This window comes from Ensifer sp. B1-9 (assembly GCF_050474445.1).
Lineage (GTDB): Bacteria > Pseudomonadota > Alphaproteobacteria > Rhizobiales > Rhizobiaceae > Ensifer.
Genome location: NZ_JBCHVG010000003.1, coordinates 58,454 through 82,629 on the forward strand (window position 1 = coordinate 58,454; position 24,176 = coordinate 82,629).

Annotated in this window: 22 protein-coding genes and 2 pseudogenes; 12 read left to right on the forward strand and 12 right to left on the reverse strand. The window is 60.9% G+C overall.

Going from position 1 to position 24,176, the window contains the following annotated elements:
* Nucleotides 1-47 precede the first annotated feature (47 nt).
* On the reverse strand, nucleotides 48-806 hold the full coding sequence (locus tag ACQ5BM_RS06020; RefSeq protein WP_429809119.1) for a sulfite exporter TauE/SafE family protein: 759 nt from the start codon (nucleotides 804-806) through the stop codon (nucleotides 48-50).
* Nucleotides 807-935: 129 nt separating this feature from the next.
* On the opposite strand from ACQ5BM_RS06020, the gene ACQ5BM_RS06025 reads away from it, so the two are divergent.
* Nucleotides 936-2,279, forward strand: coding sequence for a PLP-dependent aminotransferase family protein (locus tag ACQ5BM_RS06025; RefSeq protein WP_429809122.1), 1,344 nt, complete (start codon nucleotides 936-938; stop codon nucleotides 2,277-2,279).
* A 456-nt stretch (nucleotides 2,280-2,735) separates the two neighbouring features.
* Here ACQ5BM_RS06025 and ACQ5BM_RS06030 read toward each other — a convergent pair whose 3' ends face one another.
* The 5 genes and pseudogenes from ACQ5BM_RS06030 to ACQ5BM_RS06050 form a co-directional block, all read right to left on the reverse strand.
* Complete coding sequence (locus tag ACQ5BM_RS06030) at nucleotides 2,736-4,775, reverse strand: adenylate/guanylate cyclase domain-containing protein (protein ID WP_429809125.1); 2,040 nt, start codon at nucleotides 4,773-4,775, stop codon at nucleotides 2,736-2,738.
* A gap of 763 nt (nucleotides 4,776-5,538) precedes the next feature.
* Nucleotides 5,539-5,901, reverse strand: a pseudogene (locus tag ACQ5BM_RS06035) (2Fe-2S iron-sulfur cluster-binding protein); the annotation flags it as partial.
* Nucleotides 5,902-6,005: 104 nt separating this feature from the next.
* Entirely contained in the window at nucleotides 6,006-6,575 is a 570-nt protein-coding gene (locus ACQ5BM_RS06040) for a DUF4865 family protein (protein ID WP_429809128.1), read from the reverse strand.
* Nucleotides 6,572-7,006 (reverse strand): cupin domain-containing protein, encoded by a 435-nt coding sequence (locus ACQ5BM_RS06045; protein WP_429809131.1) that lies wholly within the window; start codon nucleotides 7,004-7,006, stop codon nucleotides 6,572-6,574. The genes ACQ5BM_RS06040 and ACQ5BM_RS06045 overlap by 4 nt, the downstream gene beginning before the upstream one ends.
* Nucleotides 7,003-7,404 (reverse strand): tautomerase family protein, encoded by a 402-nt coding sequence (locus tag ACQ5BM_RS06050; protein ID WP_429809134.1) that lies wholly within the window; start codon nucleotides 7,402-7,404, stop codon nucleotides 7,003-7,005. Before ACQ5BM_RS06050 ends, ACQ5BM_RS06045 begins: the two co-directional genes overlap by 4 nt.
* Before the next feature lie 103 nt (nucleotides 7,405-7,507).
* Between ACQ5BM_RS06050 and ACQ5BM_RS06055 the strand changes: the two genes are divergently transcribed.
* From ACQ5BM_RS06055 to ACQ5BM_RS06065, 3 genes are all read left to right on the forward strand, one after another.
* Nucleotides 7,508-8,449 carry a LysR substrate-binding domain-containing protein gene (locus ACQ5BM_RS06055; RefSeq protein ID WP_429809823.1) on the forward strand — a complete coding sequence of 314 codons (942 nt, stop codon included), beginning with the start codon at nucleotides 7,508-7,510 and terminating at the stop codon, nucleotides 8,447-8,449.
* 965 nt (nucleotides 8,450-9,414) lie between these two features.
* Nucleotides 9,415-9,948 carry a DNA-binding protein gene (locus ACQ5BM_RS06060; protein ID WP_429809825.1) on the forward strand — a complete coding sequence of 178 codons (534 nt, stop codon included), beginning with the start codon at nucleotides 9,415-9,417 and terminating at the stop codon, nucleotides 9,946-9,948.
* Nucleotides 9,926-10,588 (forward strand): RES family NAD+ phosphorylase, encoded by a 663-nt coding sequence (locus ACQ5BM_RS06065; protein WP_429809136.1) that lies wholly within the window; start codon nucleotides 9,926-9,928, stop codon nucleotides 10,586-10,588. The genes ACQ5BM_RS06060 and ACQ5BM_RS06065 overlap by 23 nt, the downstream gene beginning before the upstream one ends.
* A gap of 64 nt (nucleotides 10,589-10,652) precedes the next feature.
* Here the strand turns inward: ACQ5BM_RS06065 and ACQ5BM_RS06070 are convergent, their stop codons facing one another.
* Both ACQ5BM_RS06070 and ACQ5BM_RS06075 read right to left on the reverse strand, forming a co-directional pair.
* Nucleotides 10,653-10,919 (reverse strand): EamA family transporter, encoded by a 267-nt coding sequence (locus ACQ5BM_RS06070; RefSeq protein ID WP_429809827.1) that lies wholly within the window; start codon nucleotides 10,917-10,919, stop codon nucleotides 10,653-10,655.
* A gap of 9 nt (nucleotides 10,920-10,928) precedes the next feature.
* A complete protein-coding gene (locus ACQ5BM_RS06075) occupies nucleotides 10,929-11,078 on the reverse strand; it encodes a hypothetical protein (RefSeq protein WP_429809139.1) in 150 nt (49 codons plus the stop codon).
* 513 nt (nucleotides 11,079-11,591) lie between these two features.
* Between ACQ5BM_RS06075 and ACQ5BM_RS06080 the strand changes: the two genes are divergently transcribed.
* The gene (locus ACQ5BM_RS06080; protein ID WP_429809142.1) at nucleotides 11,592-12,566 is read left to right on the forward strand and encodes a 3'-5' exonuclease; all 975 of its coding nucleotides are present in this window, start codon (nucleotides 11,592-11,594) and stop codon (nucleotides 12,564-12,566) included.
* A 35-nt stretch (nucleotides 12,567-12,601) separates the two neighbouring features.
* Here the strand turns inward: ACQ5BM_RS06080 and ACQ5BM_RS06085 are convergent, their stop codons facing one another.
* From ACQ5BM_RS06085 to ACQ5BM_RS06095, 3 genes are read right to left on the reverse strand one after another with little or no spacing between them, the layout of a single operon-like run.
* Nucleotides 12,602-13,153 (reverse strand): ProQ/FINO family protein, encoded by a 552-nt coding sequence (locus ACQ5BM_RS06085; RefSeq protein ID WP_429809145.1) that lies wholly within the window; start codon nucleotides 13,151-13,153, stop codon nucleotides 12,602-12,604.
* A 54-nt stretch (nucleotides 13,154-13,207) separates the two neighbouring features.
* Nucleotides 13,208-14,290 (reverse strand): DNA polymerase IV, encoded by a 1,083-nt coding sequence (dinB, locus tag ACQ5BM_RS06090; protein ID WP_429809147.1) that lies wholly within the window; start codon nucleotides 14,288-14,290, stop codon nucleotides 13,208-13,210.
* A 5-nt stretch (nucleotides 14,291-14,295) separates the two neighbouring features.
* A complete protein-coding gene (locus ACQ5BM_RS06095; RefSeq protein WP_429809150.1) occupies nucleotides 14,296-14,622 on the reverse strand; it encodes a hypothetical protein in 327 nt (108 codons plus the stop codon).
* A gap of 351 nt (nucleotides 14,623-14,973) precedes the next feature.
* Between ACQ5BM_RS06095 and ACQ5BM_RS06100 the strand changes: the two are divergent.
* From ACQ5BM_RS06100 to ACQ5BM_RS06115, 4 genes and pseudogenes are all read left to right on the forward strand, one after another.
* Nucleotides 14,974-15,636 (forward strand): annotated as a pseudogene (locus tag ACQ5BM_RS06100) (OB-fold nucleic acid binding domain-containing protein); the annotation flags it as partial.
* A 185-nt stretch (nucleotides 15,637-15,821) separates the two neighbouring features.
* Entirely contained in the window at nucleotides 15,822-16,256 is a 435-nt protein-coding gene (locus tag ACQ5BM_RS06105) for a SyrB-like regulator (RefSeq protein WP_429809152.1), read from the forward strand.
* Nucleotides 16,257-16,397: 141 nt separating this feature from the next.
* Entirely contained in the window at nucleotides 16,398-16,925 is a 528-nt protein-coding gene (locus ACQ5BM_RS06110) for a hypothetical protein (protein WP_429809155.1), read from the forward strand.
* 34 nt (nucleotides 16,926-16,959) lie between these two features.
* Nucleotides 16,960-17,499, forward strand: a complete 540-nt coding sequence (locus ACQ5BM_RS06115; RefSeq protein ID WP_429809158.1) for a hypothetical protein — start codon at nucleotides 16,960-16,962, stop codon at nucleotides 17,497-17,499.
* Between the two features lie 723 nt (nucleotides 17,500-18,222).
* On the opposite strand, the gene ACQ5BM_RS06120 is transcribed toward ACQ5BM_RS06115, so the two are convergent.
* On the reverse strand, nucleotides 18,223-19,152 hold the full coding sequence (locus ACQ5BM_RS06120; protein ID WP_429809161.1) for a TauD/TfdA dioxygenase family protein: 930 nt from the start codon (nucleotides 19,150-19,152) through the stop codon (nucleotides 18,223-18,225).
* 539 nt (nucleotides 19,153-19,691) lie between these two features.
* Here ACQ5BM_RS06120 and ACQ5BM_RS06125 point away from each other — a divergent pair.
* Genes ACQ5BM_RS06125 through ACQ5BM_RS06135 form a run of 3 tightly spaced genes read left to right on the forward strand, consistent with a single transcriptional unit; the run spans nucleotide 19,692 to nucleotide 24,161 of the window.
* On the forward strand, nucleotides 19,692-20,861 hold the full coding sequence (locus ACQ5BM_RS06125) for an HlyD family secretion protein (RefSeq protein ID WP_429809164.1): 1,170 nt from the start codon (nucleotides 19,692-19,694) through the stop codon (nucleotides 20,859-20,861).
* Nucleotides 20,858-23,200, forward strand: coding sequence for an ABC transporter permease (locus ACQ5BM_RS06130; RefSeq protein WP_429809167.1), 2,343 nt, complete (start codon nucleotides 20,858-20,860; stop codon nucleotides 23,198-23,200). The genes ACQ5BM_RS06125 and ACQ5BM_RS06130 overlap by 4 nt, the downstream gene beginning before the upstream one ends.
* Entirely contained in the window at nucleotides 23,190-24,161 is a 972-nt protein-coding gene (locus ACQ5BM_RS06135) for an HlyD family secretion protein (RefSeq protein ID WP_429809170.1), read from the forward strand. The genes ACQ5BM_RS06130 and ACQ5BM_RS06135 overlap by 11 nt, the downstream gene beginning before the upstream one ends.
* Nucleotides 24,162-24,176 lie beyond the last annotated feature (15 nt).

Consider the following 24,176-nt stretch of genomic DNA (forward strand, 5'->3'; position numbering starts at 1 on the left):
AGGGAAAATAAGGCGTTCAGGGATGGGCTGCAATTAATCAAAAATCACTAGCTCATGTAGCCGGCAACGCCGTCCCACAACAATTTCAAAGCGGTCACGACCAGCAGTCCGTAGCATGCGCGGTAGACCTGGCGCTGATCCAGGACCCCGTGCAGCCGCCAGCCCGACCACACACCAATCGGAATTGTGAGGAGGCAAAGTGCCATCAGTTTCCACGTCGCGACCGACGGCTGTGCCAGGATTAGCCAGGGCAACAACTTGGTCGCGTTGCCGACTGTAAAGAACAGGCTCGTGGTTCCCGCGTAGATCTCCTTGCTGAGGCCAAGAGGCAGCAGGTACATCGCGAGCGGCGGGCCACCTGAATGGGCCACCATCGTGGTGATCCCCGAGGTGAAGCCGGCGGCGATCGCTTTTGGGCTCGAGCGTGGGTGAGGCGTCACCCCGGCGCCTCGGATCAGCCAGAGGCCGACGAAGGCGAGCGTGACGGCTGCCATCAGGATCGCGATGGCGCGATGGTCCAGGAGACGAAACACGAGGTAGCCGATGCCGATCCCGATCACGAGCCCGGGAACGAGCAGCACGAGATCCGGTTTCGACCAGGTCGAAGGCTTCCAGTAACGCAATGCATAGAGGTCCATTGCGATAAACAGTGGTGCGAGCAGGCCACCCGCCGCAACCGGATCCATCACGATCGACAAGAGCGGAATGCCGATGATGGCGAAGCCGCCGCCGAATGCGCCGCGCATGAAGCTGATCAGAAACACGCCAGCAAAGGCGACGAGGATTGTCGCAAGGGTCAATTCCATAGCAGAGCCTCCGCGTCGACGCGCCCGCGACGCCGAAGCGTCTAGGTTTTAAGAGCAAGTGGGTTGATAGGAGAAGAATGATCGCACATACTTCTCGGTGCAATATAAACATTGTACTCGGAGCAATAAATGTCGAACTCGGAATATATCAAGCTGGCCGACGCTATCGCCGCGGAGATCGCGAACGGCACGCTGAAGCCGGGTGACCGCCTGCCGCCGCAGCGCCGTTTTGCCTATGAGCACAAGATTGCCGTTTCGACGGCGAGCCGCGTCTTCTCGGAGTTGCTGCGTCGTGGTCTTGTCGTCGGCGAAGTGGGCCGGGGCACGTTCGTGTCGGGCGAGACCAGACGCGGCGCGGAGGCGCTCAGCGAACCGCGGGGCATCCGAATAGACCTGGAATTCAACTATCCAATTCTGCCCGAACAGACCGCCCTGATTGCAAGGAGCCTTGCAGGCCTGGAAACGCCCGCGGCCCTGGACGGTGCGTTGAGGCAGGTCACCAGCACCGGTACGGCCGTGGCGCGAAGCGTGGCGGCCGAATTTCTGTCACGAGGCGGATGGTCCCCAACGGCCGAGCAGCTCGTGTTTGCGGGCAATGGACGGCAGGCCATTGCCGCGGCACTCGCTGCGCTCGTTCCGACCGGCGGCCGATGCGGTGTCGAGGCGTTGACCTATCCCTTCATCAAGGGGATCGCCGTCCGCTTGGGCATCACGCTGGTGCCGCTTGCGATGGACGCGGATGGCGTGCGGCCGGATTCGGTATTGAAGGCCCATCAAGAGGCGCGGCTGTCGGCGATCTACATTCAGCCGACGGCGCAGAATCCGCTCGGCACGACGATGTCTCCGGCGCGGCGACGCGATCTGATCCGAGTCGTCGAAGCGCTCGACCTTCCGATCATCGAGGACCGTGTCTACAGTTTTCTCGAGGACGACCTGCCGCTCGCCGCGCTTGCATCGGAATCCTGCGTCGTCATTGACAGCCTGTCGAAGCGGGTCGCGCCGGGCCTGTCGCTTGGCCTTATCGTGCCGCCACTTCGCCTGCGTGAACGCGTGATGGCGTCGGTGCGCTCGGGTGGCTGGTCCGCGTCGGGCTTTGCCTTCGCCGCGGCGCTGCGGATGATGGCCGATGGCACCGTTGCCGAATTGGTGAACCTGAAGCGGCTCGACGCGCAATCCCGGCAGCAACTCGTGGCCGACCGTTTCGCCGGCTTCGAAGTGCAGGCGAACCGGAATTGTTTTCACCTGTGGCTCACACTGCCATCCCACTGGCGCTCGCAGAGTTTCGTCGTTGCTGCAGCCAGGCGCGATATCGCCCTGACGCCCTCCACGACCTTCGCGGTCGTGCCCGGCCATGCGCCGAACGCCGTCAGGCTAGCGCTGGCGACCCCAACGATGGATCAACTCGACCTCGGCCTGCGCACTTTGGCCGGATTGTTGAATGCGAGGGAAGAGGACCTCTATTCCACAGAATGAATGGTTCCGCTGCGATCGTACTCATTGCTCGGTGTCCAAGGCGGCGAGATCTTCGTACCGCGTTTTCCTGGCCGTCAGCGCCGCGCAAGAGCCGGGCCGGCCGCGGACCTCTAAAACGGCTTTCTTCGCAAACTATCATGGGGAACCTTCGATCTCCCATTTGCCCAAGCCCCGCCTTGCCTCGGGCCGCCGCGGAGGAAGCCAGGCCGCGACAGGATCGTTTGTGCCGGAGACCGTGAGACGAACAGCCCGATATGTACAGTTGGAGGCGAATTTCAGTGTATCGAGGAACTTCCTCCGTCAGTCGTCTTCCATCTACTTTTGCTAAGTGAAATAGCACTTTGCATTAATAAACGAAGCGGCATCTTTGTTAATTAGCTAATTGAGCCGCGAGTTACGTGCGCCGCTGCGGCTGGCGGCAAAAAAGAAAAGTTGAGATGTCGACAAGAATTCGAGCTAATGAACCGAGCTCGAGGCTGCTTGCGAAAGCCCTAGCCGACGAACTGTCTCATAATCAGCCTGTTCGGAAACGAGGATTCCCTGATCCCGTTGGAACCATGCCAAAGCCTTCCGGGTCTGTCTTCCGATGTCGCCATCAATCACGCCAAGGTAGTAGCCTCGGACGGCCAACTGGATCTGGAGACGCATCGCGCTCACGACCTCTTCCGACTTGCCATCCATCAGGTGCGGAGACAGGCGCAGGAACGTGTCCATTGCCTCTCGGGCCTCTGCCGGGCGCTTCGCGCGCGCGTAGGCCGTCGACAGCAGGGTCCATTGGTACGCCGGGGCCGCAGGGTTGATGGCGATCGCCCTTCGGAAGTTCACAATCGCGTCTTCCGCCTGGCCGAGATCCGACTGGGCGCGCCCGAGATATTGCAGCCATGTCCACATCTCGGGATCGCGCGGGCTGAGCAGCATGGCCTGTTGAAGAAGCTTGACGCTCCGCTCCGGATGGCCGTCCAGTCTGACCATTGCAGCTAGAAAGCCGTAGGCCGATGCATAGTTGTGGTCGAGCGCCAGGCTCGCCTCACAGGCATCGATCGCATCCTGAAGTTGCCCTCGACCGAAAAACACATGGGCTCTGATATAGAACGCGACGGCATTCTGCGGAGCAACAGCGAAAACTTGCGCCAGCGCGGCGTCGGCCCGCTCCAGGTCCGTGTCGCGATCTTCGCTCCAGGTCAGGAAGACCATGTCCGCGTGGGTCGTCGCCAGTCCCAGCAGACCCGGGACGAATTGGGGGTCCCTTTCCAAGGCACGCTCAAACAACTGGCGTGCGTCAAGCATCCGCTGTCTGTCGGCCGGCTGGCGTAGAAGCCACCAGCCGCGCATCGTCAGATCGACCGTGTCGGGATCGTTCGGATGGGCAAGCTGCGCCCTATGTGCCTCGGTGGCGACGAGTTCCAGGCTGAGCGCGTTGACGATCCGCCCGGTCACCTCGTCCTGGAAGGCCGCAATGTCGCGCATATCGTGCTCGAACCGTTCGCTCCACAGCTGTCCGCCGGTGCTGCCGTCAATCAGCCGGGCGTTGACTCGGACCTGGTCGCCCGTGCGCCGGACGGTGCCCTCGAGGAGGTAACGGACGCTCAGAGTATTGGCGACGGTCCGTTCATCGTTGGGTGTTCCCTTGAAGGTGAAGGCTGTGTTGCGTGAGATGACGAAGCTTCCGGCAATCCGCGACAGGTCCGTCGTGATGTCGTCGGTCAGCCCATCGGCAAAGTAATCCTGGTCATGTTCATTGCTGAGGTTGCGGAAGGGCAAAACGACGATCGACAGCGGCGCGGTTGCCTTCTCGACGTCGGCTTTCACGGACCGAGGGATCGGTGCTGCGACCGTGGTCGGAGCCTTGCCACGCTCAGCGACATCGATCGCTGTCGAGAGCCAGACGACGGCGCCGCCAAGGCCGATCAGCCCTACTGTGGCCAGGGCGATAATCAGCCACCGCTTTCCGACCTTGGCCTTGGACGGCCTTGGCGCGGCCCCATCGAAGCAGGCCCGGTAGCATTGGATAGGACGAGCGATGTTCCGAACACTGTGCTCTCCCATGTCTTCGAATTCCACCGACAGGCGGTCGCGAACCTGATCACGCACGGAGCGCGACACGCAGATTCCGCCGACGTCAGCGAGGACTTGCAGCCGCGCGGCGATGTTGACGCCGTCGCCCAGGACATCGCCGTCCTCGGCGATCACATCACCCAGGTTGATGCCAATCCGGAATCGAATGCCGCGGTCCTCAGGGATCGTGACCTCGCGTTCGGCTAGGCCAACCTGGACCTCAATGGCACACCGGACGGCCTCGACAGGACTGCCGAACTCGACCAGCAAGCCGTCACCCATCGTCTTGACGATCCGCCCTTGATGCTCAGCGATTTTCGGATTGATCAGAGCGCCCTGGTGCGCCCGCAGCCGCGCAATCGTGCCCTCCTCGTCGAGCCCGATCAGGCGCGAGTATCCTGCCACGTCGGCGCAAACGATGGTGACCAGCTTGCGCTCCATCGAGCGGCCCCTGACTGGCCCGATCGGCCACAGGAAGCTTACTCTCAAGCCCACGGCATGGAAAGAAGCTCGCTCAGGTCAGGACCGGGAATCTACTGCGGGTTTGGCCGAGATACTCGCTTCTGCGCCGACGGCGTCCATGTGCCCCAATCAAGAAACGGCGGCTATCGGCCGCGTTGGTGCGCAATGTCTGCACCTTCGTCCACGCCATCATGCGCGAACGGCCGCAACGGCTCCCGAGGACAGCGGCGTCAGGTGCCGCGCCGCTTGAATCCACCCGTGCCGTCCCTATATGAGCTGTTAGGCGACGTTCGAAGCGGTTCCCTTGGATGGAACAGGGCGAGTAAGCCCCAAGCTAAACGAAGAAGCGTCGCGATCGGAGCTGCAGGGACCGACACCCTCTGCAGCTCTATTGGTGTCTGCAGGACACCTGCCGATCGCCTGGGCAATCGATCGACCCGGGCGTCACAAACCTGGATCGGCTTGATCACTGCTTGCAGGCGATGCATCCGTATCGACATCTGAAATAACGGCGTCCGGAGTGCTTACCCAGCGAGCCAAAGGGAGGAGCGGACAAATCGAAGAGCCTGCGGCACCTCGTGTTCTTGATGACGTTTGTCGAGATATCGCTCAAGCTATCTATAGCTGGTACGTGCCCGATGGGACGATGTTTCGATCAGCTGCATTGGTCGTGCTGAGCCCATTTGCCTGTTCGAAGCTGTTCGGCATCCTGTCGTTGTCGCCATCGGTCGGCGGCGACCCCCTAGTTATCACGGGGAAGGAGGCCGATGTCGTATAAATCGGGCGCATCCACCATCGGCGGCGGGCCGGCGACATAAGCTCTCCATCCGTCGAGGTCAGGCAGATCCTCGGCGACAGCCTTTGTCACAAATCCGCGTCGGTATCGTGCCGAATCCGTCTCCGATAGGACGGCGTGGAAGAAAAGATTGGCGTGCAACTTGGCGAGCGCGCGGAAATGATCGACGAGGTAAAGGTCACGCTCGGTGCGGGCGCCGAAGTAGACGTGGATCGGTTGTTTCATGCCTTGCGCAAGGGCGGTCTCGACGATCGATTTGATCGGTGCGAGACCGGAGCCGCCGGCGATGCAAAGGATCGGACCGGCGTTCCCATCTGGTGTAGAAGCCACGCCGCTTCTCTCGCCACTGTTGCGGAGGAGAAGAAGCCCGTAGAGGAAGGCTCTATGCGCGCCTCATTAACCCCCTCCGAGTTTCAGGACGGCATCTTGGGCAGCGAGATATGCCCAACTGTATAAGTCTGCACCGTATCCCTCTCTGTTGTGGGGGGCGTTTCCCAAAGGCGGAACCGCACCATCGTCCAGCCCGTCGGGTCGAATGCCGCGACCGCTGCCAGCGCTCCGCCGCGAACAGCCGCTTCGGCAAAGGCGACCGCCTCATTCCGCCGTGACGCCAGATCGGAATAAGGCGCGATCGGCGTGATCTCCCGGCTCGCGAACCGTGCCTTGCAAAAGTCAGAGCCGAGTTCGGCGTGCCAGACCATCCAAGTCCGCACCGTCGGCCACCCATAATCTCGGGTCAGCGCGGCAAAGCCGGGACTGGCCAGGAAATCGCTGAGCCCTTTCGGATTCTCCCAGAGATAGAAAGGCGCATAGAGATTTTCGGCGCTGGCGAAGCTGTCATTCTGCTTGCGGGCAGAGAGATACGCTTTGAAGCGCAGGCGCGGGAAGCCGTCGAACATCGGCCCCTTGTCGCGGATGCGCCGGTCGATGATTTCCATGTCGTAGTCGACCGGCAGGGTAAAGCTGTATTGCATTGCGATCATGGGCGTTCCCCCAGCTCCTCGACCGGCTCCATCCAGTGGACGGCGGTTCCATCCTGCACCGGTTGGACACTGATGTAGCTGAAGGGGCTGACAGGATTTGCGCCATGCCAATGGCGCTCTCCGGGAGCGAACCAGACGCTGTCTCCGGCCCGGATCTCCGTGATATGGCCGCCATCGCGCTGGACGAGGCCAACGCCGTCGAGCACCAACAGAAGCTGCCCGCGTGGATGGGTGTGCCAATGCGTGACGACACCGGGCTCGAGGAAGGCTCGCATGGCCGTCATCTCGCCGTCCGTCCGGCTCGACAGCAGCATCTGAAAGAGGAAGGGGCCGGTTGCGACGCCTTCCGGTGCGCGTCTGATGTCACTGCCGGCACGCTGAACGGTCATGACCAGCGGGCAGGCGTTCTTCATGTCGAAGGGATTGGTCATTGGTCGCCTCCCCCCGCCGGCGCGGCCGCGGAAATGCCGGATGCGAAAGACCAGTCCTCGAAGGTCGAGTTGACGATCGTCACCATCACGTCCTGCGGCCGGACACCGGGCGCGTCGGCAAGGCATTCGGCCAGCCGGCGATAAAAGCGCGCCTTGGTCTCCGGCGAGCGCTCTCTTCCCGTCGTGATATGGAAGAAGATGTAGTCTCGCGAACGCGGGCCGCCGCGATAGGTGCGGTCGAAAATCAGTTCTCCGGGCTGATGCTGATGGATAGCGACGAAGCGGTCTTTTTCCGGCACCTCGAAACATTCGACGAGGGCACGATCAAGACTGTCCGAAACGGAGGCGAGATATTCGGGGGACTTTCCCGCCAGCAGCGATATTCGGGTGAATGGCATGGCTTTCTCCGGGTGCGATTGACACGTCTACTATGGAGCGGCACAATAATCCCGAAAATCAGATTATTCAGGATAGTTGATCCTGATATTTGGGATCATTGCCGTGCGCTTCACCAACCTCGACATGGATGCCCTGCGCAGTTTCGTGATCGGCATGGAGGCGGGATCGTTCGCGCGAGCGGCCGACCGGCTGGGCCGCTCGACCTCCGCAGTGAGCGCCCAGCTCAAGAAGCTGGAGGAGCAGGCCGGCGTCGCGCTGGTGCGCAAGTCGGGGCGCGGACTGACGCTGACCGATGGCGGAGAAGCGCTCCTGTCCTATGCCCGTCGCTTGCTCGACCTGAACGACGAGGCGGTAAGCGCTGTGCGGGGCGTGGAACTGGAGGGCTGGATACGGCTTGGCCTTCAGGAGGATTTCGGGGAGACGGTATTGCCGCAGGTGCTCGGCCGCTTTGCCCGCGCCCATCCCAAGGTCAGGATCGAGGGGCGGATCGCGCGTAACGGTGAGTTGGTCGACAGGATCGCCTCAGGCCATCTCGATCTGGCCCTGGCGTGGGACGACGGCACGGCCGCCGTAACCGCAGAGCGGATCGCTGCCTTGCCGCTTTGCTGGCTCGATGCGGCGGAGGGAGGACCCGGATGGCGCGCTGATAGCGGCGAGCCGCTGCCGCTTGCCGTACTGGAGGCGCCGTGCCTGCTGCGCACCATCGCCTGTGAGCATCTTGATCGGCAGGGCCTTGCCTGGCGTGTTGCCTTTGTCAGTCCAAGCCTTGGCGGGCTCTGGGCGGCAACCGCTGCCGGACTCGGCATCGCGCTGCGCACACCCATCGGCCGGCCGCGATCGGTCCGGTTGCTCGAACCGGACTCCCACGGCTTGCCGGAACTGCCATCGCTCGGCCTCGTGCTGCACCGAGCCGACAAGGACATCGGTCCGACTGGCGCGCATCTGGCCGGGATCATCATGCAGGCGCTGCGCGAAACCTTGCCGAGCGAATGGCTGTCACGACCGGTTCCGGACGGTCTCGGCCATGCCTTTGCCTTGGCATAGAAAACACTAACTGATGTGCACCCGCAGGTGTCCGGGTTCATCCTCAATTTCTGATATTCCGATATCCCGTTCGGGAGGGGCGTCATCCCGTCGTGGTTTACGTTGCGGTTTCAGCGAGGTACGGGGGAGGGGCCATCAAAGCCCGGGTCCAACTGCACCGGAAGCGGCGGCCGATCCCGTGGTTTGGGCCGTGCTGGCACGCCCGGGTTCCAGAGTGAACGCTCCTCGACGATCGATGGTCGCAAACTGCCTAAGTTGCCGTCGATTTTAGCGCGAGTGATGGCCCCAATATGGGAGCCATCGACATTCAAATCTATAATGTCTTCCTGCATCTGGCGCTGGAGATTACCTTCGGCAACGTCGGGAGAGGAGCATCAAATTGCAAGATGACGACACCGGTCCTAGCCTTGCTCGTGGTCTTTTCAGACTCGGCGTTTTCTTTGGATGTGTCACTTTCATCCTGTTCTTCTTTTGGGAAACCTACAGTTCGAGCGCCGCCCTCAGTCGGCTATCAACGGCGGCAAGCAACTTCTCCTATACAGAAAGGTGTGATGCCAATGGGAACCCGACGACTACGGGCGAACCAAATTGCATCGACCTTGGTCGCTACCTTTTTGTTTATGGCCCGGTGATGAAGGCCTTTCGAAGAGCGTGCTCAGGGAGTGACGATGGCCCTGGCGTCATAATCCTGGAGAAAGACCAAGCGCCAAGGATTGAAATCCACCGCGTGGAAAAGGCCTTCAGGTTTCGATCTCGCAATGGCGCGAGTGTCCCTTGCCTGCCACCCAATCCGATGCCGTAAGAAAAAGTCGTCTTTTGTCTTGGTGGGAGGCTGGGCCAGGCGCATTGTTGCGGCCGGGCTATCCGATTTGAGGCAGAAAATTCCACAGTAAAAGCTCATCAATTCGACTTTGCTTGTGGCCATTGACGATGGCGGCGTCCAGGCCGCATTTCTGCGCCGTGCCATGTCGGCACTCGAACGGATTGCCGCGACAACACCGTCGAAGGCGCTGACGGCGGCTCTCGGTGCGCCGACGGGCGCAGGAACACTCGCGCAAATCCTCAGCCATCCCGAGTTTGTCGGGGAGGCGGTGAGCAATCTCGACCCGATGGTCCCGGCGCTCGCGCGCAATGTCGAGCATCGGAACCAGCTGCTCCAGCGTGCCGGCGGCCTCCTTTCCGCCGAAGAAGCTGGCAAGATTGTGGGCATAACCCGCCAGGCGATTGACAAACGGCGACGCGGCAACGCGATCCTCGGTGTCCGGGAGGGAAGCGACTGGAAATATCCAGCCTGCCAGTTCCGGGACGGAGAGGTTTTGCCAGGGATAGCCGAGGTCGTTCGCGGTCTCACAGACCAAGGCGCCTGGGCGACGCTCGATTTCCTGCTCGCGCAGGACGGCGCGCTCGGCGGCCGATCGCCGTTGGAGGCTTTGCGCCAGGGTGATCTCGGCGCGGTCGAGCGGCTAGTCCGCGCCAATGCCGGCGACGGCTTCGCCTGATGGCCCCGGCGGTGCGAGGACCGTCCGGGGCGGCGCCGCAGCCGCCGATTGGCTGAAGAACTCGAACTTGCCGATCACGACCGTTCCGGCCGGGCAGGTGCTGCACCGGATTCAGCACCGGATTCACCGATCGAACCTTGATCCGGTGTTTTACGGACCGGGAGCCGGCAACGATCCGGTCTATCGGTTCGACAGCGCGAGCGGACGCTTCGGCGTGCTCTATGTCGGCCACGCCTTCGCCGGCGTGTTCGCCGAGACGATCCTGCGCAATCCGCAACGACTGATGGTTGCAGAACGCGAAATTGTCACCCGGTCGGTAACGGAGCTCAGCAGCCGGGCGGCTCTGCGCGTGGTGACGATGCACGGCGCCGGGCTGCAGATCCTCGGCACGGATAACTCAATCTCGACTGGCCCCTACGAGCCGTGCGGTCCATGGGCAGATGCACTCTGGGACCATCCGGAGGAGCCTGACGGCATTGCCTATCTGTCTCGACACGATCCCGGCGACGTCTGCTACGCTGTCTTCGAGCGCAAGCCGATCGCCTTCGATGTGAAGGCGACGCATCCCCTGACTGCCATGCAAAGCGACGTCGCGCAACTGCTCCACCGCTATGGCAAGTCCCTTTCTGCTGACGTGTAAGCCTACACCAACAGCGGGAAGTACCAGCGGTGCGCCGAAACAGCAACGGACACAGCCCCGATTATCAGGTCGCGACGGTTTCCTTGTGCATTCCCAAACTCCATCCGAGTTGCACGCCGAGCGTGCCGACCATGATGAGGCCCATTCCAGCTGCCTGAAGCGGACCTAGTCTTAGTCTAGCGACTGCTGGTAAAACAAGCCAGTCCACGATGATGGCTACCAGAGGGAAGACGAAGGCTAGAACGCCGATGGTCGGGGTCGAGAGCTTCGGCAGCGCCCAGAACATCAGGGTGTAGGCAATGCCGGTATGGATGACGCCGAGGCAGATCAGCCACTTCCACTATGCCGCCGGTACGGACTTCGTAACCTCCGGCACGGCGAGAAGCAGCACGGCAGCGATGAGGGCCTGTATCAGCGTCGTGACCTCCGGACGCTGGTCGCCGAGCGTCTTTCCAAGGATCGTACCGATCGCATGGAGCAGTGCCGCCAACAATGGGAATGGACGTGTCTAATGATGGCCAGTTGCCAGGAAGAAGGTTGTCGTTTGCGGCGTGCAAGAGCCGAGGCGACCGAGGACCTCTTCTTGAGCAAATCCGCGGAAGTGTCTTGCTGATTGATTTAGACATCTGACGTATCCATGACTGATTTGAACGACACCAATCTTAGGTAGTCCGTTAGAACTGGCCGTTCCCAGGGGGAACTATAGTGAGGAACGATCGACGTCCCACTTGCCCAAGCCTCACCTTGTTCTTGCCAGGCCTGAAGTCCACCTTTTGCTTCCGGAGCTATAGCCATTTCAGGGGGATTGGGGCGAGTATTTGCCTTTGCTCCGTGAATTCGAGATCCAGGGAACGTTACGGTTATCATTGTGCAAAATCGCTGCGTTCGCTGCTTTCCATCGCTTCCGCAATTTCCGGGGAGTTCGTTCAGGCGTATGGCTTAGATCCGAGCTTCCGGGCATTGGATTCGGGGAACAGATTCGGGAACGATTTCGAGGAAACGAATGACGCAACAGTTCGACCTATTTGCTCCCGATAAGCCGGTCCCCTCCAAAGCTGCTCGTCCAATAAGTATGAAGCGACAGGTTTCAACCGGTCTCAGCGATGAGGAGATGGTCCGACACCTTCGCGCTACAGGTAGATTTCGGATACTCACAAAGCTTGAGCCGCGCCCCATAGGAACTGCATTGCGCGCCGAATTTCCCTTGAAAGGCGTCATCCTCGATACGGAAACGACCGGCCTCAACCATCGCAAGGACGAGATCATCGAGATTGGCGCCATCGCGTTTACGTTCGACGAGGCCGGCAACGTGGGCGATGTAAGCGGCGTTTATGCAGGGCTGCAGCAACCAAGCGTTTCGATTCCGCCTGAGGTCACGCGCCTGACCGGAATTACGGACGAGATGGTTGTTGACCGGATGATCGACATTCAGGCATTGCGCGCGATCATCGAGCCTGCGGATCTCATCGTTGCACACAACGCCGGTTTCGATCGCCCCTTCTGCGAAGGCTTTTCTCCTCTCTTCGCGGGCAAGGCCTGGGCTTGCTCTGTCTCCGAAATTGATTGGGTGTCTCGCGGCTTTGAAGGCACCAAGCTTGGTTACCTGATCGGGCAGGCGGGTTACTTCCACGATGGACATCGAGCCGTCGATGATTGCTTCGCGCTCCTGGAGGTCTTGGCAAAGGGCGAGGACGGCGCGAGCCGTACGCCGTTTGCCGAACTTTATGAGGCAAGCCAGCGATCTCGGGTTCGTGTGTTTGCGGAGAACAGTCCATTCGACATGAAAGACCATTTGAAGGCACGCGGCTATCGCTGGTCGGACGGAAGTGACGGGCGCCCGAAATCATGGTGGATCGAAGTTGGCGAGGATGCTCTCGAGGACGAGCTTCGATACCTGCGCTCGGATATCTATCGCTGGGATGAGGCTGATCCGCCTGTCAAGCACCTGACGGCTTTCGACCGCTTCAAGGCGGCGTGAAGCTGTCTTTGAACCGCGCCAATACTGGCATGGGCTTACCCGGTCTTAGGAGGCCGGCGTCTATCAAGAAGGGCCGTGCGGATCAATTCTGTCTTGGAAGGCGGTGCAGGAAGAGCGAGAGGGGGACATACGCTTGGCTTGCGTTTCCCGTCGCGTATCCTGAAGCTTTCGTACTTCTGGTGAGCATCCAATCGATCGGCGTCGGATACGAAATCGATCGGCACGCCGTTAATGTCGTGTCGGGACGAATCCTGCCGCGCAACCGCGATCTGATAGCTTCTCGAACGGATATAGGCCCCCGTCGCCTTGCGTAGCGTTGACACGCTGATCTCCGGCTTCAGAAGGCATCGAATCTCATTCCATAGGCCCAAGGCAAACGGCCGGATTGGATCGCCAACTTTTATCGGCAAGATTGCGATCGGCCGTGTGAGGAGAGCATTGATCTCTTCGGCCTTGGTTATTTCCCTCTTGCGTGCCGGAACCGGCCCGCTGCTTTCTCGCGACGATTTCGATATGGAAGGCTTCTGGCGTGTCAAAGTTCGTGCCTGCAGCAGTCTGGCAAAGTCCTCCGTGAGGATATGCCGCACAACATGTCAAAAGAGCGACATTAGGCCGGGGCGGACGGTTCCGGCCGGACAAGCTTAAAGCGCGAACGCGAGTTGATGTTTGTCTTCGATGCTTGCGCTGTCGAGCGATGATAGCGACATGCCCAAAAGCCGAATACCTTTCGCGACCGGGAAAAGCGGCGAGAGCAGGAGCATCGCGACGTCGGCGAGTTCGCCGGCGCTTGCGATCGGGGCGGTAACGGTCTTGCTCCGGGTGATCTGCGTGAAATCACCCCATTTCACCTTCAGCGTGACCGTCTTGGCCTGAATGCGGTTTACCTCGCAATAACGCCAGACCTTCTCGATCAACGGCTGCAGCCCCGAGCGTGCCGTTTCGAAATCGTGGATATCGGCCGAGAACGTGTCTTCCGCTCCGATCGACTTGCGCACACGATCGGGTTTCACCCGTCGCTCGTCGACGCCGCGGGCGATCCAGTAGAAGTACGGTCCCGATTTACCGAAGTGCTGCTGCAGGAAGGCAAGATCGCAAGCCTTGAGATCACCACCGGTTTCTATACCGAGCCTGTGCATGCGCTCGGCTGTTGCCGGTCCTACGCCATGGAACTTCTTGACGGGTAACGCCTCGACGAAGGCCGGACCATTCTTCGGCGTGATGACGAAGAGGCCGTCGGGTTTCCTCTGGTCGGATGCCATCTTGGCGAGGAACTTATTGTAGGAAACGCCGGCGGACGCAGTCAGCCCGGTCCGTGCCTTGATCTTTCCACGGATTTCCTCGGCAATTTCGGTTGCAACTCCTATTCCCTTCAGGTTCTCCGTCACGTCGAGATAGGCCTCGTCGAGCGACAACGGCTCGATCAGAGGCGTGTATTCCGCAAAGATCGCGTGGATCTGCTGAGACACCGCTTGATAGGCACCGAAGCGCGGTCTCACGAATATCAACTCGGGGCATTTGCGTTTGGCAGTCACCGATGGCATCGCCGAATGGACGCCGAACTTCCGCGCCTCATAGCTTGCCGCCGCGACGACGCCGCGCGCTTCGCCATGGCCGACGGCGATCGGGAGCCCGCGCAGCTCGGGATTGTCCCGTTGCTCGACGGACGCATAGAAGGCGTCCATGTCCACATGGATGATCTTGCGTGGTCGGCCTGGCGTTTCCATAGCCGTCACCTCGGCGAGGCCGCCATGACCTGACGGCCGGTCACCTTGCTTGCGGGATCGGGCTCCGCAAGGGAGGTGAACGGCACGACGCAGCGGCTGGTAGGAGCGAGCCAGCGTCTCCAATGCGGCGAATTGAGATTGCGGATCTTGGTGACGCCGGGGTCGTAGTTCTTTACGACTTCGGGCGGGAAGGGCATGCCCCACGTAGTGCGTGCGATCTCGCGCTGGCCGTCCGTGCCAACGCGCACGACGGGTGCTCGGTCGCCCGGATAGATGTCCAGAGACGGCTCATTCCAGCCGGCCTCGTCGCGGAAAGCTCTCGTGAATTGCATCACGGCGTCACGCGTGGTCGTGATGTTGTAGAGGGTTGCACATTTTCAGTCCTCCCCGCTTCCAATCCGCTGCAGTTCACCAACGAACACTGGCGGCCTTCGTCCGACGTCATACTCGTCTTCCCTTGGGTTGCATTCTTGAGAGCTTCTTGCCCTTGAGGTCGTTGACTCGCAATTCGAGTAGGAACATATAGAGAACATACCAATTGGAAGCACTAATGCATAGCCCCAAGGAGCTGTTCCTTGCAAAATGGCCCGTCCAGTCGACAACACAGTCGTCTCTGAACTTCGTGAGCGCATCAGCGTCTTGAAGGCAAAAGCGGCCGCGGGCGACAGGTCCTGCCATTTGGCGAAGCCGATGCCTTCAGGCCTTCGCTGAACCTTGCTCGGCGCGAGGCGCTCTGGGCGATCAAGGCGCTTCGCGACGAACCTCTGCCGCTGTTTGCCGCCGCGTCGGAGCGCGAGGGTCGGAGTGTGGCCGAGTCCAACGAACCATCGATCGCGCTGAGGCCCATGACATCAGGGGGCGAGGTCGTCGAGGACTACGGACATGTCGGCTTGACGCTGCGCAGTCATCCGCTCTCGTTCCCGCGTGCCGATCTGACGAAGCGCCGAATCGTCACCTGCCGCGATGCGATGCAGGCGCGCGACGGAAGATGGCTGGAGGCCGTCGGCCTCGTGCTCGTTCGCCAGCGGCCAGGCTCGGCCAAGGGCGTCATGTTCATCACCATCGAGGACGACACCGGGATCGCCAATCTCGTCGTCTGGGCAAAGACCGTCGAGAAGTACCGCCGCGTCGTGCTGGGCGCCGGTATGCTCGGAATCTATGGCCGGATCCGGAGGGAGGGAGAGGTGGTCCACCTGGTAGCCCCTCGGCTGACTGATCTATCCGCAGAGCTTGCGAGCGTCGGCGATCGCGACGCCAGATTCCCGCTGCCGCACGGGCGTGGCGACGAGTTTCACCATGGACCGCTGGCGCCCGATTCACGGGGGCTGCCAAAGGGCCCGCGGCCGCGCCCGACAAGCCATGCGCGATTCCGATGCCGGAGACGAGCCAAGAACTCGGGGTCGTTCATGAGACAGCCTCACGCAACACCGGCCTGGATCGCCGATGTCTCGATGTGGGTGCTACGCACGAATATTGACTCTGTTCTCCGCCCATTGGAAAAAGGCCAACAATTGGAGAGGAAAAACAACTTATGGCAGACGAGAACAATACGCAGGACAATACAGACGCTTTGGAAGCGACTCCGCCCACAGAGATAGCGCCGCCCAAGAAGCGCCGGGGGCCGCGGCCGAAGAATATAGTCTCGGAAGCATCGGCTGAAACACCGGAGGCAGCTGCTGCTCAGCCCGTGGGGGGACGCAGGAAGCGCGCAGACAAGCCGGCAGATGCGACGGTCTCAGCAAAGACGCAGGCCGGTTCGAGGGGCAAGGCAAAAAATGTCGCCAAGGGCACCCGAAAAACCCGTGTGGCAAAACAGACCATAGAAACCCCGGCTCCAGCTCCGATCCTCGACGACATCGCGGATCTTCTTCAGCTTGAAGAAGAGAATGCGCGGCTTCGCAAGGCTCTGGCTGAAAAGCTGCGGGCAGAGAACGCTGATCTGCGCAAGCGGCTTGGTCTTGCTTGATCATTTGGTGAAGGGCTGATCGGCTTGTGCGATCGGCCCTCATCATCGCATTCTTGCTCGATGTGCCTACGGACTGTGGTAATGGATGCTGGTGCGGGCTCGGGGTGACGGCGCACTATGAAATCGCCATGGAAATATTTGATGCAACTGGCGTTTCTCGGCCGAACGAAGGAGCCCGACAGCTCGCGGAAAGCCGAGGCCGCGAAACCGGACGCGCCGCCAGGTCTCACTGCAGCACTGTCCGTTCCCACCAGCAACGGTGCAGAGCCCACAATGGGTGCTTCGAACGATGCGGTTAGCAATCTCGATGCCACAACCACGCAGACCGCTATCGGCGAAGTTTCCGGCAGTGAAAGCGCCGCCGTTGCGACGGTCGATCGGTCAACTACCGACGATCACGCGGTGCTTCCGGAACGCGCACATCCAGCCCAACCATTGCCGGCGAAAAGGCGTAGGCGCAGCGGGAAAACGAATGTCAAGAATGTTGCGGTGACCTACGCCGTCGAATATGGAGTCGAAAGCTCCATCGTTGCGCAGCCGCCGATGACATTCTTCGATGAGGTTGCTGGACTGGATGCGCAAATCAGGCAATTGAGACGCCAACTGGCAGAAAAATTGCTTTTGCAGAACGCGCAACTCAAGCAAATTCTGGAGCGGTACGACGCATAGTGAGCAGTTTCGCGCTCCTGACTATTGGATACCTATGAAACCACAGCAGCGAAAATTCATCGTCGAAGTTAAATCGGCTCGCCGGCGCTCGACGATCAGGCCAGCCTCCATCTGGGGCGATACGGATCTTAAGGCACTCGTGCGTAAGGCTGAGACCGAGGCTCCACATCTGTTCGAACCGGCTGAGGGGCCGAACGAGCTTTCTCCGGCGCAAAGTGTAGAGATAGAGATCCGCGCAAATGACAGTACCAGCGCGGGCGACACCACACAATTTGCAGAATCCGCTGACCTGACAGAAACGGTCGCCGGGGTCGAAGAAGCTTCCATCTCGCCGCTGGAAACGGACAGCCCGAAGATGGCGTTGGCGACAGCGCCGAAGCGCCGTCGCAGCACCCGCAACATTCTTCGAAAAGGTCGAGTGGCGACCAAGGCTGCTACCGAAGCCGAAGCCTCTCCCGACGACCTTGTCGCGCTCGAGGAGGAGAACCGCCGGCTGAAGGGATTGCTGGCACATCGGCTTCGGCAAGAGAACATCCTGCTTCGAAAGATGCTTGAGCGGCTTGACGTAAGATAGGGCGGGGTCGCTCATGGCGTTGCCCCGCGCGGGATACCGCACGCACCGGATCGGTTCGGGGCCAGTCGACACACCTGGGACGGCATCAATCTGTTCGAGTGCTTTACCCGCAACCAATATCGATCCGGATTACGAGTTTTGGCCGAAGCAGGATTACCTCCATGATATCAGGCTGATGAAGCATCACCTCAAGTGCCACAATAAAACGATGAAGGAGCTGGCCCACTGGCGTTGATCGGAATGTAGGCGTTCTCTGTTCGTTTCGAGAGTTGACCTTTTTCCCAGCTTCGGGCCGACTGGCCTGGTTGAATGGTCGATGATTTAGGTTACCCGGTCGCCCGCATCGTTGGCATGGCAGGTGAGGAAGAGGACGTGCCATCGGGCGAATTATCGTGAACTGCGACCGCAGAAAACCGCGCTCTGCGCGACGATCAAACGCCGATGCTTTTTCGCCGAAACCGCAGCGAACGACCTGCTCTAACCAAGTCGGATTGATGTTCAAAAGGGACGTTCGAGGAAGATCGAGCTTTCGTTTGAACGCCACCCGCCGGATGACATTCCGGAATGTTGTACTGCGGATTCCGCCGCCGCCTCATCCGAGTCAACGTCTTGGAACGAGAGAGACTGCTTTGGCGCAGCAGCGCCTTGTCCGGCAGGCTGTCGAACAGCGTGAGGACGGCAAGCGCTGCGACGATATCATAATCTTTTCCTTGTCCGATGCGCTCAGGCTGCTTTCGCCGCCGGTTTCGCGGCCTTGACGTGCGTTACGCTGCGGCGGCCGTCGACACCGACGGGGACATCGCCGTCAACGGTGGCGCGGCGCACGACCCGGTGCTGGTCGCCGTAGTCGTTGACGGCATAATGCTGGGTCGCGCGGTTGTCCCAGATCGCGACATCACCGGCTTTCCAGCGCCAGCGCACGGTATTTTCCGGGGCGGTGACGTAGGATTGGAACACCTCGTAGAGTTTGGCGGAGTCGCTCTTCGACAAGCCGACCAGGCGCTGGACGAAATTACCGAGCAGCAGCGATCTTTCGCCGGTCTCGGGATGGACTCGTACGACTGGATGCTCGGTCTCATAGACGGTCGACGTGAAAACTTCCTCGAAATGCTTCTTCTCTTCAGCGGTGGCGCGAGGGCGCACGGCTGCGTAGTCATAGGCATTGCTGTGAATGGCCCACAAGCTGTCAGCCAACAACTTGAGAGGCGCCGGTAGGCTTTCGTAGGCGGCATGGGTGTTGGACCAGATCGTATCGCCGCCTGCTGCCGGGATGACGACGCCGCGAAGGACCGAGAATTTAGGATAGGCATCCACGAAGGTGACGTCGGTATGCCATTGATCCGCCCTGCCGCCGCCGCGGCTGGAATCGAGACTGAGGATGGAAGCCGTGCCTGCCACCGGCCCCTGAGTTGGATGAGGCACCAGGTCTCCCAGGCGGCGTGCGAACGATTCCTGTTCGGAGTCGTCAAGATGTCCCTGATCGCGGAAGAAGATCACCTTGTGTTTCAGGAGAAGCTGATTGATGGCTGCCACGGTTGCGTCCGAGAGGTCCCCATCGAGGCGGATACCCTTGATCTCGGCTCCCACACGGCCGGTCAGCAGCTCGACATCGGAGTCTGGAATGATCTGATTGACGAGAACTCGATTGCTCATGGAAATCTCCTGGTTAATCTGGATAAATGTCAGCAGTTCGCATTCGCCCTCGGCGCGCGCGCCGCGGGCGCTGGGAGGTTCATCGTTAGATCGGCAGGTCTATGGAACCGAATAATCTATAAATTACATAGATAAAATATTCTAAATATTCGCTGTTTTGCGAACACGTCGTCTCCGCTTTCCAGCTTCAGCACCTATCCATCGAAGAACAGGCCGTGGTTTGGGGTGTTTAGCTGGATATGCGCCCATGCGAGCCCGCAACCGCCTTCCTGATCGGTGACGGGATGGCCTTGAGTTCAGGAAAGCGATTCCGGTGAGTCCGACGCGGCGAAAACCATCGCTCTCCATTTCTGCCGTGCAAGCATATCATCGGCGCTTGACCGGTTTTTCCTGTTGACGTCTCCGACATCACGCGGGCACCATTTGCTCCTCGGGCGAAGGTCCCGGCGGCCAGTTTGTTCAAGACGCGGGCCCAGAGCGGACGAAGCAGGGCGGTGCCGTGCTTGGAGCTGCGGGTAAGCCGAATTGGAGACGGTGCAGTGGTAGATACGTCACGCAGCGCAGGCAACGGTATTTCAGAAACTGACCGCAGTTCCGATGGCGCGACGAGCGCGACGGAAAAGACGACGGAACGAAACAAGGGGGTGGACCCGAACGTCCAGCTTGGTGGGCCCGACAATCCAGAAAATGTTCCTTCCGACGCGGCCGAGTCCGGCCTGCGCGGGAAGCCGCCGATCGCCGCCGCGCTCATCGTCACGGTGTCCACGCTGGCGATCGTCGGATTGTCGCTCTGGTACCTCGTCCAGCCGCAGCCGCTCTTGGTGCAGGGAGAGGCGGACGCCACCCGCATCGATATCGCCGCCCGTGTGGACGGGCGCATCGGTGAGCGACCGGTGTCACGCGGCGAAGATGTCAAGGCTGGACAGACGCTTACCTCGATCAGCAATCCCGAGCTGCTGATGAAGCTCCAGGAGGCCGAGGCCGCTCGCGCCGTCTCGGTGGAGGACCTCAATCGGATCGAAGTCGGTACAAGGGCAGAGGTGGTGGCGGAACGCAAGGCAGCGGTCGCGGCCAGCGAGGCGAACCTGACGCTGGCGCAGCAGACCTATGATCGCACTCTGCAGTTGACGAAGGGCGAACACGCGTCGGTCCAGAACCTCGACCAGGCAACGGCAAATCTCGATGTCGCCAAACGGTCGAACGAGCAGGCGAAACTCGCCTACGACGAGGCCGTGGCCGGTTACACCCCAGAGGAGCGCGGTGTCGCGAAGGCGGCCGTGGCGAAGGCGGAGGCCGCAGTCGCGACCTTGAAAGCACAGATCGCGGAATTGACAGTGACCGCGCCTATCGCCGGGCAGGTTTACCAGATTGCCACCGAACCGGGGGAGTATGTCTCGCCTGGCGTGCCTTTGCTATCGCTCGTCGATCTTTCCGATATCTGGCTGCGCTTCGACCTGCGAGAGGACCTCGTGAAAGGCCTGAAGGTGGGTGACCATTTCCAGGTAAAAATTCCAGCGCTCGGTGACAGCCCCGTGGAAGTCGAGGTCCGCACGATTGCGACGCGCGGTGAATATGCGGGCTGGCGGGCAACTCGGGCGACCGGTGATTTCGACCTCAGAACCTTTGAAGTTCGGGCCTATCCGGTCGAAAAGATTGCCACATTGAGGCCAGGCATGAGCGCCTATGCCGACTGGGCGGACGCACGGTGACGACGGCCGCTCAGCCCCGCGGGCTCGTCGCGGTTGCCGCCCGGGAAGTCCGGTGGATCTGGCGGGACAAGGTCGCTCTGCTTCTGGTGGTGGGCATTCCGCTTCTGGCTTTCTCTCTGCTTGCCGCAACTTTTGGGAATGCGGTCATCCGCAATCTTCACGTCGACGTCGTCGATCAGGATCGGTCGAGAACCTCGATGACCGTTGTGCAGGCAGTCAGCGCCGCCCCCGGGGTCAACGTCGACAGGCGGTCCTTTGATCTTAGCGGCGCCATGCACGCGGTGCGATCGGGTGAGGCGATTGCTGCCGTCTATATTCCCAAGGATCTCGAGCGTGACATCCTGGCCGGGCGGCGGCCGCAGATCGTGTTGTTCTATAACAAGCAGTATTTCACACCCGGGAACGTGGCCGCGACCTCCCTGCAGTCGGCGGTTTCGGCGGCGATCGCTGACCTGCCACGCGGCCCGGCAAGTCCGGCCTTCAGGCCGGGCCCGCTCGTCGTCGAGCAATATGTCCTGACCAATCCGGCCCTGAACTACGCGCAGTTTCTGCTTCGCGCCATATTGCCGACAGTGCTTCATGTCGTGGTCGCGATCGCGGGCGGATATGCAGTCGGATCGGAATTCGGATCGCGCAGCATGAACGAATGGCTTGCCGCGGCCGGAGGCAGCAGCCTCACCGCTCTCGTCGGCAAGCTGCTGCCTTATCTGGCGATATTTCTGCTGATGATGGCCGTGGTGCTCGGCATCATTCACGGCCTCTACGAAATCCCGTTCCGCGGCAATCCGATCCTGGTCGCGGCGGCCGCATGCCTTCTCATCATTGCCTATCTCTCGGTCGGCGCCCTCTTTCAACTGCTCGTCAGAAACCTCGCCGCCGGCCTCAGCCTGACCGGCATCTTCTGCTCTCCCGCCTTCGGTTATGCCGGAGTCGGCTTCCCGGTCCTGGCGATGAGTACCTTCGCCCAAAGCTGGGGGATGTTGCTGCCGCTGCGCTGGTACATTCAGGTCCTGTTCGACCAGGCGGCCCGCGGCATACCTGAGCAGGATTCGATTATGCCGTTCATGGCACTTGGCGCTCTCGCAGCGCTCTATTTCCTGTTCGCATGGCTTCGGTTGCGCGCGATCGCGAATAAACCTGTCCCCACCGTGGAAGAGGCGGCCGAACCACGGCGATCAGGTAGGATCAGCGTCGCTCGCTCGCTCGCGGACGAATATGGCCGCGTCCTGCGCGACCGCGGAGCTTTCGGCCTCATCGTTCTCGGTCCGATCATCTACGGTGTGTTCTATCCCCAGCCCTATGTCGGGCAACTCATCCGGAACATTCCGATCGCTGTCGTCGACGACGACCACTCGGACGTCAGCCTCACGATCGTCCAGGCCCTGGATGGACACGAAGCGCTCGAAGTTGCAGCCCGCCCAACGACCCTTGCCGAAGCGCAGATGGCACTCGCCCGACGGCAGGTGTTCGGTATCCTGAATATTCCTGCCGGCACCGAGCGCGAGGTGATGAAGGGGGCCGCGGCGCGGTTGCCGGCCTTTGTCGATTCCACATATTTCCTGCTTTACAGCCGGACGCTTCAGGGCATTCAGGAATCTGTCGGTTCGGTTCGCTCCGACCTCGCCACGCAAAGCGCGCGCGCCGAAGGAAGCCGTTATCGGGCAGCATTGTCCGTCAGTTCGCCGGTCGAGATTCTCAACCAGCCGCTGTTCAATCCGACGGGCGGCTATGGCAGCTACATCGTGCCGGCTGCCTTCGTCTTGATCCTGCAGCAGACCTTGCTAATGGGGACGGCGACGATTGGCGGGGTTGCGTTCGAACGCGGCGGGCATGAGGCACGGCGAAGCCGCAGTGCAATAAAGTCAGTTCTCGGCCAGGCGCTTGCGCATCTTCTGCTGGCGTTGCCTGCCTACGCGTTCTTCCTCGTCGTCCTGCCGAGAGTCTATGGATTTTCCGCCACTGATCGGGTGCTGGAGCTCTTCGTGCTCGCTGTTCCCTTTATTCTCTCGGTCAGCTTCCTGGGTCAGTTTGCGGGTAGCTGGTTCAAGCGCCGAGAGACCGCCGTCTTGCTGTTCATAGCGATCAGCCTGCCGCTGTTCTTCCTTGTGGGCGTCGCCTGGCCACCGGAGGCGATCCCGCCGGCACTGCGGGCCGCGAGCTACGCCCTTCCAAGCACGTCCGGGATCGATGCGCTGGTTCGGGCAAACCAGATGGGGGCCTCCTTCGGCGATGTTTTCAAGGACTGGGCGCGGCTCTGGATGCTGGCGTTCATCTATGCCACCCTGGCCATGATTTCTGCACGGTTTGTCACTTCACGGAGGGGCGTCAATGAACGCTAGATCCATGTGCCTACCGATCGTTGCCGTGACCGCATTGACCCTCTCGGCATTTGCCGCGTCGTTTGCCGCGGGGGCGGGCAGGGAGGTTATCGCCGGGATGGTCAGACGAACGGAAATTCGCATCGCTCCCGAGACATCCGGCCGCCTCGCCAGCGTTGCTGTAAAACCCGGACAGAAGGTGCGCAAAGGCGACATAATTGCGGTGTTGGACAATCCAGATCTGTCGGCGATTGTCGGAGAGGCGAGGGCGGCGGCCGCGAGCGCGAAGGCAGAGCGCGACCGGATCTATTCCGGCGTCAGGCGCGAACAGGTTGATATTGCAGTGGAGGCCGTGCGCACGGCCGAGGCAAACCTTGTCCTTGCACGACAGGAGAACGATCGGGCAACGGCGCTTGCGGCAAGCAACTTCGCAAGTCGACAAAAGGCCGACGAAGCCGCTGCCTCACTCGCCAAGGGTGAGGCAGATTTAGAGCTAAAGCGCGCTCAGGCGGAAGCGGCGAATGCGGGCCCTACTGTTGAAGAGCGGGCGCTCGCGGATGCCAGGGTTGCACTTGCCGAGGCGACGGTGGCGAGTATTCAAGCGAAGCTCGACAAGACGCGGCTCGTTGCGCCAGCCGATGGCACGATCAACATCCGCGTCGCCGAAATTGGAGAGATCATCGGGCCGGGCAAACCTGTCGTAACGATGGATGTCGATGACCGGTCGTGGTTCGCGTTCACGGTGCGCGAGGACGATCTCCAAGGCATGACGGTCGGCACCTCCGTAACGCTTTCGACGCCGAACGGGCTGTCTATTCCCGCACATGTGACGGAACTTCGGCCGTTGGGCGAATTCGCGACATGGCGAGCGGCGCGTGCCGTCGCAGATCACGACCTCAACAGTTTCCGCGTTCGCTTGGAGGCGGATATGCCCACGAACGACCTTGAGCCCGGCATGACCGTGCTGCTCGCTCGTCCTTAACGTTGGACGATTTCG

What these genes read in the sequence shown, in the direction of transcription:
- ACQ5BM_RS06020 (WP_429809119.1), bottom strand. Translation starts at nt 806, where the DNA reads ATGGAATTGACCCTTGCGACAATCCTCGTCGCCTTTGCTGGCGTGTTT.
- ACQ5BM_RS06025 (WP_429809122.1), top strand. Translation starts at nt 936, where the DNA reads ATGTCGAACTCGGAATATATCAAGCTGGCCGACGCTATCGCCGCGGAG.
- ACQ5BM_RS06030 (WP_429809125.1), bottom strand. Translation starts at nt 4,775, where the DNA reads ATGGAGCGCAAGCTGGTCACCATCGTTTGCGCCGACGTGGCAGGATAC.
- ACQ5BM_RS06040 (WP_429809128.1), bottom strand. Translation starts at nt 6,575, where the DNA reads ATGATCGCAATGCAATACAGCTTTACCCTGCCGGTCGACTACGACATG.
- ACQ5BM_RS06045 (WP_429809131.1), bottom strand. Translation starts at nt 7,006, where the DNA reads ATGACCAATCCCTTCGACATGAAGAACGCCTGCCCGCTGGTCATGACC.
- ACQ5BM_RS06050 (WP_429809134.1), bottom strand. Translation starts at nt 7,404, where the DNA reads ATGCCATTCACCCGAATATCGCTGCTGGCGGGAAAGTCCCCCGAATAT.
- ACQ5BM_RS06060 (WP_429809825.1), top strand. Translation starts at nt 9,415, where the DNA reads ATGTCGGCACTCGAACGGATTGCCGCGACAACACCGTCGAAGGCGCTG.
- ACQ5BM_RS06065 (WP_429809136.1), top strand. Translation starts at nt 9,926, where the DNA reads ATGCCGGCGACGGCTTCGCCTGATGGCCCCGGCGGTGCGAGGACCGTC.
- ACQ5BM_RS06080 (WP_429809142.1), top strand. Translation starts at nt 11,592, where the DNA reads ATGACGCAACAGTTCGACCTATTTGCTCCCGATAAGCCGGTCCCCTCC.
- dinB (WP_429809147.1), bottom strand. Translation starts at nt 14,290, where the DNA reads ATGGAAACGCCAGGCCGACCACGCAAGATCATCCATGTGGACATGGAC.
- ACQ5BM_RS06095 (WP_429809150.1), bottom strand. Translation starts at nt 14,622, where the DNA reads ATGCAATTCACGAGAGCTTTCCGCGACGAGGCCGGCTGGAATGAGCCG.
- ACQ5BM_RS06105 (WP_429809152.1), top strand. Translation starts at nt 15,822, where the DNA reads ATGGCAGACGAGAACAATACGCAGGACAATACAGACGCTTTGGAAGCG.
- ACQ5BM_RS06110 (WP_429809155.1), top strand. Translation starts at nt 16,398, where the DNA reads ATGCAACTGGCGTTTCTCGGCCGAACGAAGGAGCCCGACAGCTCGCGG.
- ACQ5BM_RS06115 (WP_429809158.1), top strand. Translation starts at nt 16,960, where the DNA reads ATGAAACCACAGCAGCGAAAATTCATCGTCGAAGTTAAATCGGCTCGC.
- ACQ5BM_RS06120 (WP_429809161.1), bottom strand. Translation starts at nt 19,152, where the DNA reads ATGAGCAATCGAGTTCTCGTCAATCAGATCATTCCAGACTCCGATGTC.
- ACQ5BM_RS06135 (WP_429809170.1), top strand. Translation starts at nt 23,190, where the DNA reads ATGAACGCTAGATCCATGTGCCTACCGATCGTTGCCGTGACCGCATTG.